We start from the raw sequence: 19,136 nt of genomic DNA on the forward strand, positions 1-19,136 counted from the left end.
TAAAATGGCCGCAACTCATTTATTGGAAGCATTTTATGTCTGTAACTATTTATCATAATCCGCGCTGCTCTAAATCGCGCGAGACCCTAGCTTTATTACAAAGCAAAGCTATTGAGCCAAGTATAGTTGAATACTTAAATACGCCTTTAAGTAGCGAGCAGCTAACTACATTAGTTAAGCAGCTGGGTTTTACATCTGCACGCGAGTTAATGCGCACCAAAGAAGACATTTACAAAACGCTAAACTTAAAAGATGAAACCAGTGAAGCTGCACTTATTAATGCTATGGTACAAAATCCAAAACTAATTGAGCGCCCTATTGTGGTTAACAATGATAAAGCTGCTGTTGGTCGCCCTCCAGAAAACGTATTAAGCGTTTTATAATGAGCACGACCATAGTGGTACTTTACCATTCAAGCCATGGCTCAGTTGAAGCTATGGCCCATGAAATTGCCGAGTCTATAGAGCAACAAGGGGCCAGCGCTTTGCTGCGCACTTTTGTTGCTAAAAACCCACACGACATTATTATCACTAAAGACGATTTAATAAACTGTGATGGCCTTGCCTTTGGCACACCTACTCGCTTTGGTATGATGGCCTCTCAAGCAAAAATGTTTTGGGAAACCACCAGCGAATTATGGTTAAAAGGGCAATTAATTGACAAGCCAGCCTGTGTTTTTTCGTCGTCAAGCAGTATGCATGGCGGCAACGAAGCCACATTACTGAACTTATCGCTACCGTTACTGCACCATGGCATGATGTTACTCGGTGTACCTTACGATGTACCCGAATTGCTGGCAACACAAACCGGTGGCACGCCCTATGGTGCAACACATGTTGCTGGTAGTAGTAATAGTACTGAATTAAGTAAAGACGAAATTAAAATATGCCAAAGTGTTGGCAAACGCCTCACTCAAATTGCGAGAAAACTTCAATGAAAACAGCTGAAATTCCAGCTAAAAAGCCAATTACTATTAAATTTCAACGTACCGCGATTTTTGGTTATGTCGGTTTATTAATTTTAATGCCGTTATGGATGTTTGTATTTGCACCGAGAGAAGGCCACAGCAATGGCTTTATTTTTGCCGTGTACATACTGCCATTATTATTTCCTCTTAAAGGCATAATTCAAGACAAAGCGTATACGTATGCATGGGCAAACTTTATTGTTATGCTTTACTTTATTCATGGCCTTACATTGCTTTGGGTAGCGCAAGATGAGCTGGTATGGGTATTGTTAGAGCTACTATTTGCCTCTGCTATGTTTATTGGCTGTACCTACTATGCTAGGCATCGTGGGCAAGAACTTGGCTTAAAAATTCGTAAATTAAAAGACGATCTCGCCGAAGAAAAAGCAGCGCACGAGCACGAAAAAACAGATTAAATTATAATTTAAACACAAAAAACGCGCTAATTAGCGCGTTTTTTATTTATGCATCGTTATCGCCTATTTATGGGGAACAGCCACACTACATAGGCTCTGCCTTGCCTAACGGCCAAACACATTGCTGCAAATTTAACCTCGAAAGATAAACTTGTAAATATTTAAACTAAAGAACTTAATGCGGCAAGGGTTACAATAGCGGCTAAACCTAACTGCCCTACTAGGCTAACTAAAGAAAAGCCTCTTAATACAAATAATCCCCACGGGTGTTTAATGTGCGGGTACAGCGCGCAGCGCTTTAAAGTAGCCGCAAAAAAGAAACACACCGCCGCAATCATAGTTAGAGTTAATGTTAATTCGCTTTTTATGGTTATTGTTTCATCAAAAAAGAAAAACAATTGCACCGGCAATAATAAAGTAACCAGAGCATGCAGCGCATGCACTTTTTTAATGCGATCAAACTGCCCTTCAGGCGACAACTCTTTAATACCAAAGTCGCGCTCAAGGCACTTTACTAAGTTACTCGCTTTTATACTCACTGCTAAGCGATAACAGCTAAGCCCTTCGTTATTACGCACTCTAAAGTCATACCCCGCCTTTAGCAGCAATACCATAAGCGATTCGTTTTTAGAGAGCACAGCATAATGCAAGGCAGTATTCCCCTTATCATCAACTGCTTTTTTATCTTGTTGGCTCAGCAGGGTTTCAACTACATTTACGTAGCCTTTTTCAGCAGCCCACATAAAGGCCGTTTTATTGTGCTCATCGGCAAGCGTACCTGTTGCGCCTTGCTCAATAAAGCGCATGGCCATCATTTGCTTAGCGGTTTTTTTATTTAAATGAGCAAGCAAAGCTTTTTCAAGTAGTACCACAGAATCTACATCCGGCGATACTTGAGTGAGTAAAGTAAAGTAGTCTTTGCCTTTAGCCACTTTTTCACTTGCCAGTTCAGTTAAATGCTCAAGATCGGCAATTGAACCTGGAATATAAGCACTCAAACGTTCTCTAAAATCAACTTCTTGCCACAGAGCTAGCGTGTCAACCGCCGATAATTTACTGCGATTATTTAACGCATGCTCAATTAAAGTAAAGTAGCGTTTAGAAAAAAATAAACTAAATAACGACTGCGGTGTATCAATCTCATTTTGCGCTGATACATTCGCGTATTTTTCGAGCCGTTGGCAAAGCATAAGTACTAAGCTTTCGGGGGTATATTCGTTATCAAAATAATGTTCTTTTACCGCGCTTATATACGTTTGTGCACTTTCATCATACTCGCAAATATGCTGAAAATAACACTCTTCAAAAGGCTCTAGCGGAGTAAACCACGCTAAATAAAATATGGGCGGTAAAACAGTAGTACATACACCATCATCTTCATGGGTAGAACGACAGGCAGGCCAAGCTTCTAAAGCATCTAAAATAAAGGCACCATTTTGTTCTACAAGTCCTTTGATAAGTAATGGGTATTCCTTTGGCCAAATCAGTACATTTTCCATTAAAACAACACAACTCCAGTGTAGCTTGGGACAGTGGTCAGTTATAGCAGCTTTTAGCTGACACCACGCTTAATCGACGAGCCGATATTCTAGCACACCTTGATCACCACGCTAGCGCAAAGTAACGCAATACTTATAAAATAAAAAAGCAGCCAACTACATAACTAGTTGGCTGCTTATTTGGTTGGAGCTGGACTTAATCAGGGTCACATAATCTACTATTAGTTGCTTTTTAATTCGCTAATAACGCTCTCTATACCTACATCAGAAATACGTTGTATAATTTCTTTTTGCTTGGCGCTGAGCAATGAAATGCCTTCTGCAACTATATCGTATACTTTCCATTGTTCATCTTTCCCTAAGCGCAATTTAAAATGTAAATTTATAGTAGGCGCATTTGCTTCTATTATCTGGGTTTTAACCGTTGCGTACTGTGAGTCGCTCAATGCGTTATCTTGCTCAAAAACGACTTTTTGCCCTGTGTACTTCATTAATGCGCCGGCATAAGTACCTGTTAAATAATGATCTACTGCACCAATAAAATTAACTGCTTGCTCGCGCTCAATGCCCTTTATATGTTTGCCTAATAATTTAAATGCTACAAATTTTATATCAATATGCGGCATTAAGCGCTGCTCAACAATGTTAAACATGTCTTCTTTACTTGCATCGCCTTTGGCATTAACTTGGGCTATATCGGCAAATAAAGTATCGGCTACGCTTTTAAGGAGTTGTTGTGGAGATTGTTGCGTTTGAGCAAAAAGTGAGCCGCTAAAGAATACAGCTACAACGAGAAACAGTTTTAAAAACTTCATAATAAATTATTGTCTGTGTGATTAAGATGACGCTAATTTACGCGATAATTACACCTTTAAATAGACTTAAATAAGCAACTTATTAATGCCCATTTAGCACCAATAAAACAAAGTAAATAAATTCAATTAGTTAATCAACCTCGGTTAACACCCTATATACAAGCGTATTTTTGTCCCATTGAAAACACCCATGTTGCGCCCTTACTATTTAGTCACTATTTAACTCAGGCACAGCACTGACACCTATGAAAACGTCATTTTTATCATTATTTATATTTGTTTTATTATTCACGAGTCAACATGCATTCGCACAATCGCAGCACGGCTACGCAATTGATCTGCTCAAGGGAGAAGGTGGCGTAAATGGCTTTAAACTAGCCCATCAATATTATCCTACAGGGTTGCAGTCTTTACTTGGCGATACGCGCTTTTATTTCGAAACCAGTGTAAACCTTTGGCAATATAACCATGGCGATAAAACACAGTCTAATGTAGTGCTTGCCATGTCGCCTGTGCTGTTGTTCCCAGCATTTAGCATTAACAATACCCCCATATATGTAGAAGCGGGTATTGGTATTTCATTGGTTGATGAAACCTATTTTGCGGGTAAAAACATTAGCACTCACTATCAGTTTGAAGACAGAATTGGCTTAGTTGCTGATTTTGGCGAAACCAACGTGGCGCTAAGAATTATTCATTACTCTAATGCGGGCTTTAAAGATCCTAACCCCGGGCTAAATTTTTTAACTCTATCGGTAGCAAAACGCTTTTAAATACTGCATTAGCACCATTTTTTAAGTCACTTTATTGCTGTTTTAAACTAAAGCGCTCACACTTATACTTTGCTTATAATTAACGGACGTTGCTATGCAAACTTGGCACATGGTTGTTATTGTTATCATTGTATTTGCTATTATTATTGGTAATCTTGCACTGCTAAAGCACTCGGCAAATTTACCCTTTAAAAAAACAAAGCCCGATAAAACTAACTCTACAGATACAAAAAAGCCCTGAATATCAGGGCTTTTTACTGCTTAATTTTTATAACCAACTAACCAACTAACCAACTAACCAACTAACCAGTGCGCCATTAAGGCAATAACTGGTAAAGTGATTAAGGTTCTAAGAATAAAAATAATAAACAATTCAAAAATATTAACCGGTATTTTACTGCCTAGTAAAAGTGCACCCACTTCCGACATATAAATAAGTTGCGTTACACTCATTGCCGCAATAATAAAACGGGTTACGTCGCTCTCAATTGTGCCCGCTGCTAATATTGAAGGAATAAACATATCAGCAAAACCAACCATAATCGTTTGTGAAGCAAGTTCAGCTTCAGGTATTCGTAGCAGCTCTAAAAATGGAATAAACGGCATACCTAAATACTGAAAAACAGGGGTATATGTGGCAATGATTAACGCAAATGTACCTACCGCCATTACGACAGGTAATACAGCAAACACCATATCAAATGCATTGTGTAAGCCTTCTTTTAACGTGCCTTTAAACCCTGGCGATCTATGCGCTTTAGCTAACGCAACATCTAAAGAATGCCCAAACAAGGTTTTACCACTTGGTACAGACTCAGCATGCTCATCGCGTTTACTGCCATCTATAAAGCTATCTTTTTTGAAGCGTAACGGCGGTAAGCGCGGCACAATAATCGCAGCAACCACACCGGCTAAACACACAGTTAAATAAAACGGTGCAAAGTGACTCTCTAAGCCCACTTGTTCAATAACCACTAAGCTAAAGGTAATCGAAACTGCCGAAAACGTAGTACCAATTATGGCCGCTTCACGCTCAGTGTAATGTTTTTCTTCGTACTGACGCGCAGTCATTAAAATACCTACGCTGCCATCACCTAACCACGACGCCGCACAGTCAACAGCACTGCGCCCCGGCACACCAAATAACGGACGCATAAGTTTAGTAAACAAGGTGCCCACTAGCTCTAACAAACCAAAATTTAATAACAGCGGCAGTAATAACCCCGCTAAAACAAATACCGAAAACAAAATAGGCAATAAATCGTTTAAAACCAAGCCGCCCGTATCTGCCGAGGTAATAGCATTAAATACCGGTAATAAAAACGCAGGAAGCGCCGAGCTCACGTCTGCGCCGGTTTGACTAATAAAGGTCAAAACAATAAACAGCATACCCAGTAAGCGAATACCTAGCCAAATCCAGTTAACATCAAATAAGTGTTTTAGTATAAAAGACTTTTTAATAAAGCTAGGCTTAACAACTTTAGCTAATAGCGAAAGCACACCCGTTACACAAATAATGAATGTAAGCAGCTCAATCATAACAGAGCTAATTCCCTCTTTAATTGCTTTAGCCATTAATGCAATGGGAATGGTCATACCATCAGCAATAGGGATTGGTGTCATAAATAAAAACAAACCAATTAGCGAAGGAACTAAAAAGGTAAGCCAAGTACGCATATTATATTGCGACGAAGTGGGTAACTGAGACATATTTTTAACCTATAAAAACCACAAAAAGAGCAAAGTGCTCTTTTTGTGGTAAAAACTTATTATTATTAAATATTAATACCGCGCTGAATGAGTGCAGCCACTAATGCTTGCTGTAAACCATTCATAGTACCTGGCTCAAGCGTATCGCCTTGTTCATCCATCCAGGTCAGACTAGTGCCGCCTTGTTTGGTTTTACTTACTAATATTTGATATTGACCTTCATCAATAGGTAATTGGGTTACTTCGTCACCCCAAATAGAATCCCATACACTTGACTCTGGTTTTTTATAATCTGCCGTAATTAAGCCTGTATCTGGGTTAATTTCAACAATAGTGAACGACAAGCGCTCTAAAAACCCTGAAAAACGGTCAAATACAGCTTCATACGACTGCTCAGTTACAAGTGCTGCATTACCTTTGTTATCAAAGCCCATTTCTAAAGAAATAATACCTTGGCGTTTGCGCATATCAACTTCAAGTTGACGATAACGATAATCAAACTCGCTAATAACTTGGTTAAGTGCACGCACTTCTAACTGTTGCTTAAATAAATCACTTAAAGGCTCATCACCTTTAAAGTCAATAAGTTCAGCACTTAATGAAGCCGTACGCTGATGCGACTTTTCTTCAATTGTAAATTTAAAGCGTTCTAAATCAACACTTTCGTCGCTATTCCATAACCAGCTTTCTTCTGGCTTAATAATAGCGTACCAATCTGTTTCTATAATGCCTAGTAGCTTGTCTGCTTTAGTCGCTTGCGTGTTATTGTCGGCTAAAACCGCATTAATAGACTCCCAAATAAACTCATCTAGGTCATCAATACCATCGTTTTTATCAAAATAAACACGGGCGTTTTTATCTGTTTCTTCAACCCAACTACCCTTTGCTACTGTAAGTACTTGAGCAGGCGGACGGTAATTTGTAGCATCTGGATTATTACTATATTGGCCTACATCCATTTTATATGTTGGATCTTGAGCGGGTTGTGATAACGATGCAGGCACTTTTACTGCTTCATGAGCGCGATAATTACGCTCGTCATGTGCATCATTAGTAAATACACTACATCCTGATAAACTTACCAATACACTTACTGTTAGTGCTTTTGGGATCCAATACTGCACAGATATTTCTCCTTAGCATACCCTTTAATTGTTTTAACAAGTATATGAGTGGGTAATGCCGATTTGGTTCAGTGTAAAATCAATATTAACTTTACAGTTATAATTTGGCTGTCTGGTTGCTTAATACTCACCTCTGTTAACAAAAGTAAGCAACAAATAGACACATTTGGGCTATGGTACTTTCCCATGCTTGTAAAAACAAGAAACACTGTACTTTTAAACTGCTAAATTAGCAGCCTGTGTAGTTTAAACACGTTTTTGTGTTAAACTTCGCCGCCACGCAACTTTATGTGTTTACTTTTTGTGTTGCCAACTGCGCTGTTGTAATTCAAGTAACTTAGGTATTTAAACCCATGACTGCACACTCAAATCATCAAATTGTTTTAACAGCTATTGGCGAAGACAGGTCTGGCATAGTTAGTGAGTTAACTCAGCTAGTAAGCGATTGCCACTGTAATATAATAGATAGCCGCATTGCTATTTTAGGTAACGAATTTACATTTATCATGCTACTTAGCGGTGACATGTCGGCCATTAGCCGCATAGAACACACCCTGCCTACCAAAGCGATGGAACTGGGTTTGCTCACTATGATGAAGCGCACAGCAAGTCATAACCAAGGAGCGTTTCGCGCCGGTTACACACTAGAGTACACAGGCACCGACACCCCCGGCACTTTGAGTAAAGTTACGCGCTTTTTTGCAGACAACAATATTATTATTTGCTCACTAAAGTCAGACACTTATGATGACGAAGAAGCAGTAATGAGAATGCGCTGTGAACTAGAATTTAATATTCCTGTTGAAGTAGATGTAGACCAATTTAAAATTAGTTTTGAAAAACTTTCTCACCTTCTCAACGTAGACTATATATTTAGACGTATTCGTTAAATTAAGGAGCAAGCATGAACAAAATCAGCCCATTACAAGCCGGCGATAACGCCCCCGCTTTTAGCTTACAAAACCAAAACGACGAAACAATCACCTTAAGCGAGTTGTTAAAACAGCAACAAGTACTGGTTTATTTTTACCCTAAGGCGTCAACACCTGGCTGTACCGTACAAGCCGAAAACCTACGCGACCAGCAAGCAGAGCTGGCAAAATTTAACACCCGCGTAGTAGGCATAAGCCCAGATCCAATTAAACGCCTTAAAAACTTCGAAACTAAAAAAGAACTTAACTTCGATTTACTCTCAGATGAAGATCACGCCATTGCAGATGCATTTGGAATTTGGGGCTACAAAAAATTTATGGGCAAAGAATACGATGGCATACACCGCCTGACGTTCTTAATCGGTCAAGACGGCAAAATTAAACACCTGTTCGATAAGTTTAAAACCAAAGATCACCATCAGGTAGTGTTGGATTATCTCGCAGCAGAATAAGTTACTCGCTGTTAGAAATTAGACACAAAAAAGCGTTGCTCAAGGGCAACGCTTTTTTGTGGGTGTTGATTAAATTATACTTTTCATCGAAAGGTAAACTCACAGCGACTATCAAACGCTCAATGATGATAATGTCTGAAGTCAAGATTAATTAACGACTGATCTCCAATCGTACGACAACGATAAATGCTGATAATAATTGGCAAGATATTTTGCTGTGTCGGATGGCGCTTCGCTTATCCGACCTACGTTTTCAAATATATAATGCGGGTTTATTAGGCGGTGGGTATTCGTTGCGTTTCGCTACGCTCTACCCAACCTACGTCGTTTGTCTTAAATTTTTACGCAAGCAAAAATAGCATTGCCCGAATTACCATTCCACGGGGTTATTTGCTCATAGTTATGCTCAAATATATGGATTTCGAAATAAGGCTGCAAAACTGCTTTTAGCTCAGTGAAGCTAAGCGCCACCATGGGGTGTTCATCATTCCAGATGAATGTTTCATCGCTTGTGGTTTTTTCAATACGCAGTTTTAGCGACTGTTTTTCGCCCGTGCCACTGTAATGCCAGCCAGAGCTGAAGGTAAATAAACTATTTTCACTAGTTGCTGTATGTTTTACAAATGAATCGTTATTTATAGTATTTTTATCAACTGCGTTAAAACACAACATGCCATCGGCTTTTAGTGCGTTATGTACGCTGATGATACATGCTTTTAATTTTTCAATGCCATCACAGTAGTGAATTGAATACAAAAAACAGGTAATTAAATCTTGCTGCTGCGCTACGGTAAACTCGCTCATATTTTGCAATGTAAATTGTGCTTCTGGGCAGCGAATAGCGGCTCTATCTAGCATAGGTTGATTAATGTCGAGGCCACTGCTTGTATAGCCAAAATTAATAAAATGCCGTACATGCGGGCCTGTGCCACACGCTAAATCTAGGTGTGTATTTGCGCCATTACCAAAAATTTGGTGTAACCGTTTAATAAAATGGCTTTGAGCTTGATAATCTATATCAGCGCACATTAAGTCATAGTAACCAGAGAGATCTGTGTATAAAGCATTTGCGGACATATTAGCCTAGTTATTAAAGGGTAAGTAATTTGGGTGGCGCATAGTAAACTAGTTATTAGTATTAGCGAAGTAAGCTTTAGGGTAGATGTAATTAAGGGTGTCGGATGGCGCTTCGCTTATCTGACCTACGTAATATAAATTAACGCCGAGCTGGTATTAGCTCACAGCTAATCACTTAAAACCCGGCTTAATTATTAGCTAATCCCTAAATACTTATGCACTTGAATTGATAAACGCCAGTTTTTAGCAATACAGGTTTTAATAGCCAGTTTAGTTGCAGACTCTTTTTGGCTAATAGGCTGTAAATAAACCAATTTAGGATTAACACCCGTTTTAACAAACAGCTCTTCTAGCTCCTCTACATGCTTTTGCATGGCAACGGGGTGTTTAATTTCGTTGGCGCGCTGCATGGCGGTTGTAAGTACCTCAAAACCGCCGCGCATATTAATTTTTGGCGATACAGTAACCCAAGTTTGCGCTGGGGCAAGTATTTCAAAGGTGCCGCTGGTTTCTATTTGCGTACTGAAGCCGTTTTCGTGCAATAAATTACACACTGGGTTTAAGTCGTACATGCAAGGCTCGCCACCTGTGATCACCACATGCTTTGCGGTATAACCACGTGATTGAAATAACGCTAATATGTTTGCTGCGCTGGCTTGTGCCCAATGATCTGAATCGGCCTTTTTTTCTACTGTTTCGTCAAGCGACACTTTGTACACATTATCAACATCCCATGTTTGTTTTGTATCGCACCAAGAGCACCCTACTGGGCAACCTTGCAAACGCAAAAATATAGATGGTGTACCAGTATAACTAGCTTCACCTTGGATGGTTTCAAACACTTCATTTATTTTGTACAAAAGAGAACTCACTTACGATCAAGCAGCAAAATTGCTACCATTAAGGACTAAATAGCGCAGCGCAAAAATTGTTATTTATGCCGTGGGCATGTAGTATATCGTGCCCTGATATAAACCTCTATTAAAACTAAAGAGCAAAACCAGATATGACGCAAAAAGTAGTAGTTATTTATTCCGGCGGTATGGATTCATTTACCGTATTAAATAAGGCCCTGCAACAAGGACATGATGTTTATGCCTTATCGTTTGACTATGGTCAGCGTCATGTAAAAGAACTTAAGGTGGCAGCCCAGGTATGTAAGCAATTAAATGTGCCACACAAAATTGTTGATATTTCGGCTATTAATCAAATTATTGGCGGCTCATCTTTAACTGATGATATTGACGTGCCAGAAGGCCATTACGAAGAAGACAGCATGAAAAGCACAATAGTGCCAAACCGTAATATGATTTTACTGTCTTTAGCGGTAGGTTATGCAGTGTCGCTTAAAGCGAGCCAGGTTTATTATGGTGCCCACTCTGGGGATCATGCGATTTACCCTGATTGTCGTCCTGAATTTGTGCAAAAAATGGATGATGTGTGCCGCATTGCCAACTACGATGCCGTAGAAATTTTTAGCCCGTATTTAAACAATACAAAAATTGATATTTTAACCGATGGTATTGCAATGGGCTTAGATTACAGCCAAACATGGACCTGTTATAACGGCCGTGAAAAAGCCTGTGGTAAATGTGGGGCATGCCAAGAGCGCTTAGAAGCATTTGAGGTCAATAACTTAACCGACCCGCTAGAATACGAATAAACAATTTATTAAGGCTATCATCGATAGCCTTTTTTATGGGTGCTTGTTTATAGCCAGCGTTTTACTTTGTTTTTGTATTGGATGTAATCCTCACCAAAGAGCTGAGTAAGCGCCCGCTCTTCAGGAGTAATTTGAAACAGTGTTAAGTAGGCAATAAAACCCGCCACACACAAAAGTGCCCATAACGAGCTTAACCAAATACCCCACCCTAGTAGTATAAATACAAAACCCACATACATAGGGTTACGAGAAAACCTATAAACGCCACTGGTAACTAAATTTGTCGCTTGCTCTGGTTTACTTGGGTTTACTGTGGTGTTAGCCAAACGAAAACTAACCAATCCGGCAATACAAAATACGCAGCCTATAGTTACTAAACTCACCGTTAAATATAAAATAAAGGCACTAAAATCAATCACACTATAATGTGCAATTAAGGCCATTATTAATGCAAAAAAAAGCACAACAACAAGTGGAGGAATTTTATTATTTAACATAGCAGCTCACTTAATTAGTTAATAAAAGGGGCAAACTCTTTGCTTAATCATTACACAATATAGCCAATGTATAAACTACCAGCACACCGGCAATCAACATTTAGAAAAATAAAGTTACAATTAGGCGCTTTATCGTAAATGTATTACGGTTATACTTTAACCAAAGTAATTAACAGGAAGCGGTTATGTCGGGCACTACCATGATTGTATTAATTGTACTTATATCTGTTGGCTCTGGAGTTATATACGATATGTACAAAAAACATTTAGAATTTAAACACCGTATGCAAAATAATAATAGCGATGCTAATAAGCACCTTGCTGAAGTAAGTGCGCAAGTTCAAGCATTAAAAGAGCGTGTGCAAACCCTTGAAACCATAGTTACCGATTCAAGCTTTGACGTAAAACAAGAAATAAATAAACTATAAATAATTTTCATATAAATGGGCGTTTTCTGGCTGCTCAATACCGTGGGCAGCTAAAAAACCACCAATAACCTGACCACAGCCCTGTGGTGCTCGGGTGCTGTCTATTTCAAAGTTTAATTGATTAGCGTGCTGCTTGCCCATAGAGCACAAGCCTAGCGCGTCTGGCGAACGTATAGCTACACTTAACTCCCCTATTTGCTCGGCCATTACCTGTTTGCTAAAGCGTGCAAAATTTTTATATTTAAAGTGCTCGCTTACATACTCGTTACTAATGGCTACAAGCGCTGTAATAAAGCCATGTAAAAAGCTATTTGCCGACGTATCTGTTATTAAAAATGCCATGGTTTTATTATTAAACTCATTTAATTGGCAATCACTACAATTAAGCTCAAGCGTATATAAGTGCTGCTTACTGGTTATTACTTGATGGTTTTTAATTACTATGCTCATACCGGCAAATATCAGCCGTTTAGCTATCGATTGAGCGCTCGCTTGATCAGTGCTATTACTTACCAACTCAGGGTTTTGCGCCATTAATGACAAGTCGTGGTGGTTATTAAATGGCGTACTTGTTGCCCCTTTATGCGTTAATTGCAGCAGCTCTCGCACTTCGTGCTCTCGTGCTATTTTAAGTGCTAAAAACGCAGTTTGAATAAGCTCTGAGGTTGGTAGGTTTTTTTCTACTAGCCAGCGCCTGCCAAATAATAATTTTTTTGCGCGAGTGTGATTTTTGTTAGCTGCGCTATTTTTCTCGCAGTTTGAATTATTTGAATAGTTGTCTGGGCTAAGCACTGCCACTTGTAAGTAAAGCTGTTCATTTTGCTGGGCAGCAACCACTCTAAAGTGCGCCGAAAAGTCGATATTTTCAAGCACTGTATTAACACTTTCAAGTGTGTGTTGGTAGCGTAAAAAATGCTGTGGAACAACCCAATTATTATTCTTTAATTGCACCAAAGGGGCAAACGAAATTGGCTGCTCGTAACTGTATTGCCATTTTTTATTATTGACGAGAGGTATACGGTGGCTGTTTTTATTTGGCATAAATTAGTTCGCACATGGCAATGTATTGTCTGTAGCTATTTACGTTATTAGCGGCAATATTAGATCACATTTATGTGCAATTCTAAGTGGCTAATATTTAATTAATTAAGCTCTGCGTTTGTGATGATCGGGTGCAGGAATGCCTGCCTTAAAAGTAAAATTACCTATTACCCCCATAAACACTACTTTAGGTAAATAGCGCCTTAGTAATAAAAATGGCGCATGTATTATAAACATTGCGCCACGGCTCATTTTTTACTGGTAACTAATAACTAAAAACTGGTTATTAATTAAGAGTCATAATTTAAATTAGGCTACTGTTTGCGATGTTTTATAAACAAGCGCTTTTAAGCTTCTGTCACGATCTACTTCAATAAAACGCTCTGTAGCAGCTAACCGTTCAACAAACTCAATAGCGCCCTCTGTGTGCTCTGTAATTAAGGCTTTAAAAGCCTCTTCACTAAGCTCTGGGCTGTTAGCGCAAAGTAATAACTGGGTTGTATCGCTTAATAGCTCAGGTAATCTGCGCAGTACTTTTTGATAGTCTTTCGTTAAAATAAAGCTGCCTTTTTGAAAGCTTGGCGGATCAACAATAATGAGATCAAACGGCGATGCTTTTTTTAATTTACCAAACGACTTTAAAATATCATGCGGTAAAAAGCTCACCCCTTTATTAAAGCCATTGAGCTGATGATTTTGTTTACCCACCCTAAGCACGCCTTTGCTCATATCCATGTTCATTACATGATCGGCTCCGCCTTGCATTGCCGCCAGCGAAAACCCACAGGTATACGAAAATAAGTTAAGTACTTTTGCCTGTTTACTGTTTGCTTGCACAAACTCACGGCCGCTGCGCATATCAGGAAATATTCCAGTATTTTGGCGGCTGGTTAAATCAACTAAAAAGCCAATACCGTTTTCTTTTACCACATGTTGGCTAGGCAATTGCCCATAAACCAGAGTATTTTGGCTTTGTACACCCGCGCGCTGCTGATACACAAGCGCAGTAATAAGCTCAGGGTGATGTTGCTGCGCCCATTGCCACAGCACACTGGTTAGTTCGCTCAGCGTTGGCTCATCTATTTCATCATAAGACACTAAAAACAAACTAGGTGGGTAAAAGTCTAAGTTAATATGGCTTAGCGCTTCTACGCTATGGCCGCGGCCATGAAACACGCGGCACAGCTCATTTTTTAATAAAGGGGCATCGGCTAATGCGTCAATAAGTGGAGTAAAATTAGGGGTCATAGTTAATTTATCAACTGTTTTTGGAGTTCGTGTATTTCATCACGCACTGAGGCTGCTTTTTCAAATTCTAGATCACTGGCGTAAGCGTGCATTTTACTGTCGAGTTGCTTAATTTGCACTGTGATTTCTTTAGCACTAAGGACTTTTTTAGACTCTTTACGAATGAGTCTAAGGTTATCTTTTGGCCCTGCTTCTTCGCCTACGTCCATCGAATCTAGAATCTTTTTGGCTAACGAATGTGGTTCAATACCGTGTTCAATATTATAAGCATGCTGAATTTCGCGCCTACGTGCGGTTTCGTCCATCGCCTTAGCCATCGATTTTGTAATTCGGTCACCGTATAAAATTGCGCGCCCTTCTAAATGACGTGCGGCGCGGCCTACGGTTTGAATAATAGAGCGCGCTGAGCGTAAAAAGCCTTCTTTATCGGCATCAAGAATTGCCACCAGTGCTACTTCTGGCATATCGAGGCCTTCACGCAGTAAGTTAATGCCTACTAACACATCAAATACTCCAGCGCGTAAATCGCGAATAATTTCGACTCGCTCTACGGTGTCTATATCTGAGTGAAGGTAGCGCACTTTTACATTGTGCTCACTTAAGTAGTCGGTTAAATCCTCCGACATACGTTTGGTTAGCGTGGTAACCAGTACCCGCTCACCTTTCTCAACACTTTTATAAATTTCTGAAAGCAAGTCGTCAACCTGGTCCCCCACTGGGCGCACTTCAATAAGTGGATCAAGCAGTCCTGTTGGTCGAATTACTTGCTCTGCAATTGCGCCTACGCAGCGATCTAATTCAAAATCGCCTGGGGTTGCCGACACATAAATTGTTTGTGGCGAAATAGCTTCAAATTCTTCAAAGCGCAGTGGGCGGTTATCCATAGCCGATGGCATTCTAAAACCATATTCAACCAGGTTTTCTTTGCGGCTTCTGTCGCCTTTGTACATAGCGCCAATTTGCGACACTGTTACATGCGATTCATCAATAATCATTAATGCATCGTCGGGTAAATAGTCAAGTAAAGTTGGCGGCGGATCGCCCGGTGTACGCCCCGATAAGTAACGGCTGTAGTTTTCTATGCCCGAGCAATAACCAAGCTCGCGCATCATTTCAATGTCGTACTGCGTACGCTGTGTTACGCGCTGCTCTTCTACCAATTTATTGGCACTTAATAGCTGTGCTCGGCGATCTTTTAGCTCTTCTTGTATTTTTTCGATAGCACCAAGAATTTTTTCACGCGGGGTTACATAGTGTGTTTTAGGGTAAATAGTGGTGCGCACTATGTGTTTTTCAATTGCGCCTGTGAGGGGGTCAAAAATACTTAAGCGTTCTATTTCGTCATCAAACATTTCTACACGTATCGCAAATGTGCTTGATTCTGCAGGAAATATATCAACCACTTCGCCACGTACTCGGTACGTGCCGCGGCTAAAGTCTACATCATTACGGGTATATTGTATTTCGGCTAAGCGGCGTAGCATATCGCGCTGATCCACTTTTTCGCCCACTTTTAAAAGTAGCATCATTTTCATGTATGATTTTGGATCGCCCAAACCATAAATGGCCGACACTGAGGCTACAATTATAGTATCGCGGCGCTCAAGCAGTGCCTTTGTAGCACTTAAGCGCATTTGCTCAATGTGTTCGTTAATAGATGCGTCTTTTTCTATAAACGTATCACTAGAAACCACATAGGCTTCTGGCTGGTAATAATCGTAATAAGAAACAAAATATTCAACTGCGTTTTTAGGAAAAAACTCTTTCATTTCCCCGTAAAGTTGCGCGGCTAAGGTTTTGTTATGTGCCATTATTATCGTTGGACGGTTTAAGTCGTTAATAATGTTAGCCATGGTAAAGGTTTTACCTGTGCCGGTAGCACCTAGCAAGGTTTGATGAGCAAGCCCGGCCTCAAGTCCTTCGCATAACTGCGCAATCGCGGTGGGCTGATCTCCCGCAGGCTTAAAGTGTGACTTTAGTTGAAAATGATCGCTCAATGACTGCACTCCTGTAACGATTGGTTACTTAATGTTTCAAGCTCTTTCATAAACCATTTATAGGCCACCAAAGCGGTAAACAAGTTACCCACAGTAGCGCCAATAAATAACCCCAATAAGCCAGCAAGTTCGTTGCCTATATACGCAAAGGGTAAATAAAAAATAAATAAACGAATAATACTTAAAAACAATGCGTTCATCGGTTTATGTAAAGCATTAAACGATGAGTTTGATAATATGATCACCCCTTGCAAGCCGTAGCTTAATGGAATGGTGTAAATAAATAGTTTTATAACATCAATAACGGCTTGTTCTTTGCCAAATAACTGGCTTAACACGCCTGCACTAGCAATTAGTAATATATAAATAATAAACTGCCAAACCATTACAAATTTTAAGGTGCCGGTGTAGGCGTCTTTCACTCTTGACAATTTACTAGCACCAAAGTTTTGGCTTATAAATGGGGGTAATGTCATCGAAAGCGCTAATACTAACAAGCTGGCAATAGATTCTATTTTACTCCCTACCCCAAATGCAGCAACCGCTTCGGGTCCATGGTGAGCCACTAATGCGGTCATTACTGCCATTGCAACTGGCGTAAGCATATTTGCCCCTGCCGCAGGCAAACCAATTTTTAATATTTTACTAATAGAGCCAATAACCGTTTGTTTACCTACTTTTAAACTCAATAAACGTTTTTTTAGTAATATATATAAAATAACCACTACCGCTACTGACCAGGCAATAACACTGGAAATAGCAGCGCCTTCAATACCTAATGCCGGAATAGGTCCAAAGCCAAAAATAAGTATAGGATCGCAAATGGCATTTATTAGCCCTGCCCCGCCCATCACAAAGCTAGGCGTTTTGGTGTCGCCGCTGGCACGTAATACCGAGTTGCCAATCATAGGTGTTATTAAACACACGCTGCCTAAAAACCATACATTCATATACTGATGTATTAGCGGTAATACGTTTTCACCAGCCCCTAGTAAAGTAAATATGGGGTCAATAAACACATAACCAAAAAAAGATAATATAAGTACCAAAATCACAGCCACCAATAAAGAAATACTGGCATCAAAACGCGCTTCATTTACTTTGTGGCTGCCCAAGGCTTTTGCAATAACCGCAGAAGTGCCTATGCCCAAACCAATGGCTAAGCTTATTACCATAAAAGTAACCGGAAATGTAAAGCTCACGGCTGCTAATGGCTCTGTTCCTAATAAGCTAATAAAAAACGTATCAACAATGTTAAACATCATCAACGACACCAGGCCAAATATCATTGGAATGGTCATTTTTTTTAGTGTTGGCGAGATAGGATCATTGAGTAAATCAGGGCGAGTATGTTTTTCTGAAATTACGCGCATAGAATAAGTTAGCCTCTTTTTACTGAGCTAAACATTTTAAAGCATCTGGGCAATTCAAGCCATGCTTTATTGAGTATAGAGGGCTAAATACCTAACTAAGGAGTAAAGCTTTGTTTTCAAGCCTTAGCGTATAAATTCACCTTGAGAGCACCAAAAAACAAATATAGATCATTTAAATTACTTTTATAACAGTTAACGCTTCATAAATGGTGCATTATCACACAACATATTTTTTACTTTATCGTCACGAAAAGTTTTACTTATCGTTAGAGTCGCTTTCAGCATCAATTCGTAACACACTGTTTTTTAATGATTTAAAAAAACATTCTTAAAGACTTGAAATCGTTGCAGCCCCTTAAAATACTGGGGGTACTGAAGTTCATAAAGTTTAATAAACAGAGTTATCCACAGAAACCGTGGATAACTCATTCAAAGCCGCATTTATAAAGGGGTTACAGCGGATCAAATAAAATGCCGTATTAAACTTATCCACGTTACCAATATGAAAACTTTCTTGGGCTTTAATGTAAAGCTTGCTGTTAGCTGCAATCACCACCTTATTGAGCAACCTAAAGGTGTAAATAAAATTATTTAAGCTATTGATTGTGTTGTTTTTGTACAAACCTTTGCGATTGGCTAATTATTAACTAATAAGTAATTAAATAAAGATATTTTTAGTTTTTGCCGTATTCGTTTTTTATGGAATTTAAGTATTAAATCGATTTTAAGCGTTAAATTTTAAAAACCACTCTGCCTGTGTAAGCTCTTTACGGTAATGTTTTTGTAATATTGAGCGCTATTTTTAGGTGTAATGGCTGTTTTTTATATTTTAAATTAAGTAAATACGCCCTTTAATTTAATAATTTTTAAAACCAAAAGTACTTTTTCATAAAAATGACGCGCTTTAATTTTGGCATTTGTGCTATAAAACGTGCAGATCGAACACAAAAACAACGAATAGAGTTCTTTTTTGTATTTATGATCTTTTATGTGTTGACACTTTGCGGCTGGATCATTAATATTTCGCCCCGTTGAAAGGCAAGACGCTTCCCCCTTAGCTCAGTTGGTTAGAGCGACGGACTGTTAATCCGCAGGTCCCCCGTTCGAGTCGGGGAGGGGGAGCC

General features: G+C 39.4%; 20 protein-coding genes and 1 tRNA gene. 10 read left to right on the top strand and 11 right to left on the bottom strand.

Going from position 1 to position 19,136, the window contains the following annotated elements; all coding sequences use genetic code 11:
• Positions 1–35 precede the first annotated feature (35 nt).
• Genes arsC through AAEZ22_RS00970 form a run of 3 tightly spaced genes read left to right on the top strand, consistent with a single transcriptional unit; the run spans position 36 to position 1,383 of the window.
• Positions 36–383 carry an arsenate reductase (glutaredoxin) gene (gene arsC / locus AAEZ22_RS00960; protein ID WP_011327819.1) on the top strand — a complete coding sequence of 116 codons (348 nt, stop codon included), beginning with the start codon at positions 36–38 and terminating at the stop codon, positions 381–383.
• Positions 383–937 (top strand): NAD(P)H:quinone oxidoreductase, encoded by a 555-nt coding sequence (gene wrbA / locus AAEZ22_RS00965; RefSeq protein ID WP_011327818.1) that lies wholly within the window; start codon positions 383–385, stop codon positions 935–937. Before arsC ends, wrbA begins: the two co-directional genes overlap by 1 nt.
• A complete protein-coding gene (locus tag AAEZ22_RS00970) occupies positions 934–1,383 on the top strand; it encodes a DUF2069 domain-containing protein (RefSeq protein WP_011327817.1) in 450 nt (149 codons plus the stop codon). The genes wrbA and AAEZ22_RS00970 overlap by 4 nt, the downstream gene beginning before the upstream one ends.
• A gap of 161 nt (positions 1,384–1,544) precedes the next feature.
• Here AAEZ22_RS00970 and AAEZ22_RS00975 read toward each other — a convergent pair whose 3' ends face one another.
• Together AAEZ22_RS00975 and AAEZ22_RS00980 are read right to left on the bottom strand one after the other, a co-directional pair.
• Entirely contained in the window at positions 1,545–2,882 is a 1,338-nt protein-coding gene (locus AAEZ22_RS00975) for an ankyrin repeat domain-containing protein (RefSeq protein ID WP_182676869.1), read from the bottom strand.
• Positions 2,883–3,103: 221 nt separating this feature from the next.
• Positions 3,104–3,697: an MlaC/ttg2D family ABC transporter substrate-binding protein gene (locus tag AAEZ22_RS00980; protein ID WP_058373015.1), complete on the bottom strand. Its 594-nt coding sequence runs from the start codon at positions 3,695–3,697 to the stop codon at positions 3,104–3,106.
• A gap of 245 nt (positions 3,698–3,942) precedes the next feature.
• Here AAEZ22_RS00980 and AAEZ22_RS00985 point away from each other — a divergent pair, with 245 nt between their 5' ends.
• Positions 3,943–4,470: an acyloxyacyl hydrolase gene (locus AAEZ22_RS00985; RefSeq protein WP_011327814.1), complete on the top strand. Its 528-nt coding sequence runs from the start codon at positions 3,943–3,945 to the stop codon at positions 4,468–4,470.
• A 94-nt stretch (positions 4,471–4,564) separates the two neighbouring features.
• Positions 4,565–4,711 (top strand): DUF2897 family protein, encoded by a 147-nt coding sequence (locus tag AAEZ22_RS00990; protein WP_011327813.1) that lies wholly within the window; start codon positions 4,565–4,567, stop codon positions 4,709–4,711.
• A gap of 53 nt (positions 4,712–4,764) precedes the next feature.
• Here the strand turns inward: AAEZ22_RS00990 and AAEZ22_RS00995 are convergent, their stop codons facing one another.
• Positions 4,765–6,180, bottom strand: a complete 1,416-nt coding sequence (locus tag AAEZ22_RS00995; protein ID WP_182676867.1) for a YjiH family protein — start codon at positions 6,178–6,180, stop codon at positions 4,765–4,767.
• Positions 6,181–6,245: 65 nt separating this feature from the next.
• The gene (gene bamC / locus AAEZ22_RS01000; protein ID WP_011327811.1) at positions 6,246–7,304 is read right to left on the bottom strand and encodes an NlpB/DapX family lipoprotein; all 1,059 of its coding nucleotides are present in this window, start codon (positions 7,302–7,304) and stop codon (positions 6,246–6,248) included.
• A gap of 353 nt (positions 7,305–7,657) precedes the next feature.
• Here bamC and AAEZ22_RS01005 point away from each other — a divergent pair, with 353 nt between their 5' ends.
• Both AAEZ22_RS01005 and bcp read left to right on the top strand, forming a co-directional pair.
• Positions 7,658–8,194, top strand: coding sequence for a glycine cleavage system transcriptional repressor (locus AAEZ22_RS01005; protein WP_011327809.1), 537 nt, complete (start codon positions 7,658–7,660; stop codon positions 8,192–8,194).
• Between the two features lie 14 nt (positions 8,195–8,208).
• On the top strand, positions 8,209–8,688 hold the full coding sequence (bcp, locus tag AAEZ22_RS01010) for a thioredoxin-dependent thiol peroxidase (protein WP_058373011.1): 480 nt from the start codon (positions 8,209–8,211) through the stop codon (positions 8,686–8,688).
• 333 nt (positions 8,689–9,021) lie between these two features.
• Here the strand turns inward: bcp and AAEZ22_RS01015 are convergent, their stop codons facing one another.
• Together AAEZ22_RS01015 and queE are read right to left on the bottom strand one after the other, a co-directional pair.
• Positions 9,022–9,765, bottom strand: a complete 744-nt coding sequence (locus tag AAEZ22_RS01015; RefSeq protein WP_352295798.1) for a class I SAM-dependent DNA methyltransferase — start codon at positions 9,763–9,765, stop codon at positions 9,022–9,024.
• 194 nt (positions 9,766–9,959) lie between these two features.
• Positions 9,960–10,625: a 7-carboxy-7-deazaguanine synthase QueE gene (queE, locus tag AAEZ22_RS01020; RefSeq protein ID WP_041454388.1), complete on the bottom strand. Its 666-nt coding sequence runs from the start codon at positions 10,623–10,625 to the stop codon at positions 9,960–9,962.
• A gap of 146 nt (positions 10,626–10,771) precedes the next feature.
• Here queE and queC point away from each other — a divergent pair, with 146 nt between their 5' ends.
• Entirely contained in the window at positions 10,772–11,428 is a 657-nt protein-coding gene (gene queC, locus AAEZ22_RS01025) for a 7-cyano-7-deazaguanine synthase QueC (RefSeq protein ID WP_011327802.1), read from the top strand.
• Between the two features lie 47 nt (positions 11,429–11,475).
• Here the strand turns inward: queC and AAEZ22_RS01030 are convergent, their stop codons facing one another.
• Positions 11,476–11,925, bottom strand: a complete 450-nt coding sequence (locus tag AAEZ22_RS01030; RefSeq protein WP_352295801.1) for a methyltransferase family protein — start codon at positions 11,923–11,925, stop codon at positions 11,476–11,478.
• Between the two features lie 185 nt (positions 11,926–12,110).
• On the opposite strand from AAEZ22_RS01030, the gene AAEZ22_RS01035 reads away from it, so the two are divergent.
• The gene (locus tag AAEZ22_RS01035; RefSeq protein WP_011327800.1) at positions 12,111–12,353 is read left to right on the top strand and encodes a hypothetical protein; all 243 of its coding nucleotides are present in this window, start codon (positions 12,111–12,113) and stop codon (positions 12,351–12,353) included.
• Here the strand turns inward: AAEZ22_RS01035 and AAEZ22_RS01040 are convergent.
• The 4 genes from AAEZ22_RS01040 to AAEZ22_RS01055 form a co-directional block, all read right to left on the bottom strand.
• Positions 12,348–13,394 (bottom strand): hypothetical protein, encoded by a 1,047-nt coding sequence (locus AAEZ22_RS01040; RefSeq protein WP_089368002.1) that lies wholly within the window; start codon positions 13,392–13,394, stop codon positions 12,348–12,350. The genes AAEZ22_RS01035 and AAEZ22_RS01040 overlap by 6 nt on opposite strands.
• Before the next feature lie 309 nt (positions 13,395–13,703).
• Positions 13,704–14,642 (bottom strand): class I SAM-dependent methyltransferase, encoded by a 939-nt coding sequence (locus tag AAEZ22_RS01045; protein ID WP_352295804.1) that lies wholly within the window; start codon positions 14,640–14,642, stop codon positions 13,704–13,706.
• Positions 14,643–14,644: 2 nt separating this feature from the next.
• Positions 14,645–16,639, bottom strand: a complete 1,995-nt coding sequence (gene uvrB, locus AAEZ22_RS01050; RefSeq protein WP_352295807.1) for an excinuclease ABC subunit UvrB — start codon at positions 16,637–16,639, stop codon at positions 14,645–14,647.
• Complete coding sequence (locus AAEZ22_RS01055; RefSeq protein WP_352295810.1) at positions 16,636–18,012, bottom strand: MATE family efflux transporter; 1,377 nt, start codon at positions 18,010–18,012, stop codon at positions 16,636–16,638. Before AAEZ22_RS01055 ends, uvrB begins: the two co-directional genes overlap by 4 nt.
• Before the next feature lie 1,048 nt (positions 18,013–19,060).
• Between AAEZ22_RS01055 and AAEZ22_RS01060 the strand changes: the two genes are divergently transcribed.
• A tRNA-Asn gene (locus AAEZ22_RS01060) sits at positions 19,061–19,134 on the top strand.
• The last annotated feature ends 2 nt before the right edge of the window (positions 19,135–19,136 follow it).

Source organism: Pseudoalteromonas sp. 20-MNA-CIBAN-0454 (genome assembly GCF_040308685.1).
Lineage (GTDB): Bacteria > Pseudomonadota > Gammaproteobacteria > Enterobacterales > Alteromonadaceae > Pseudoalteromonas > Pseudoalteromonas nigrifaciens.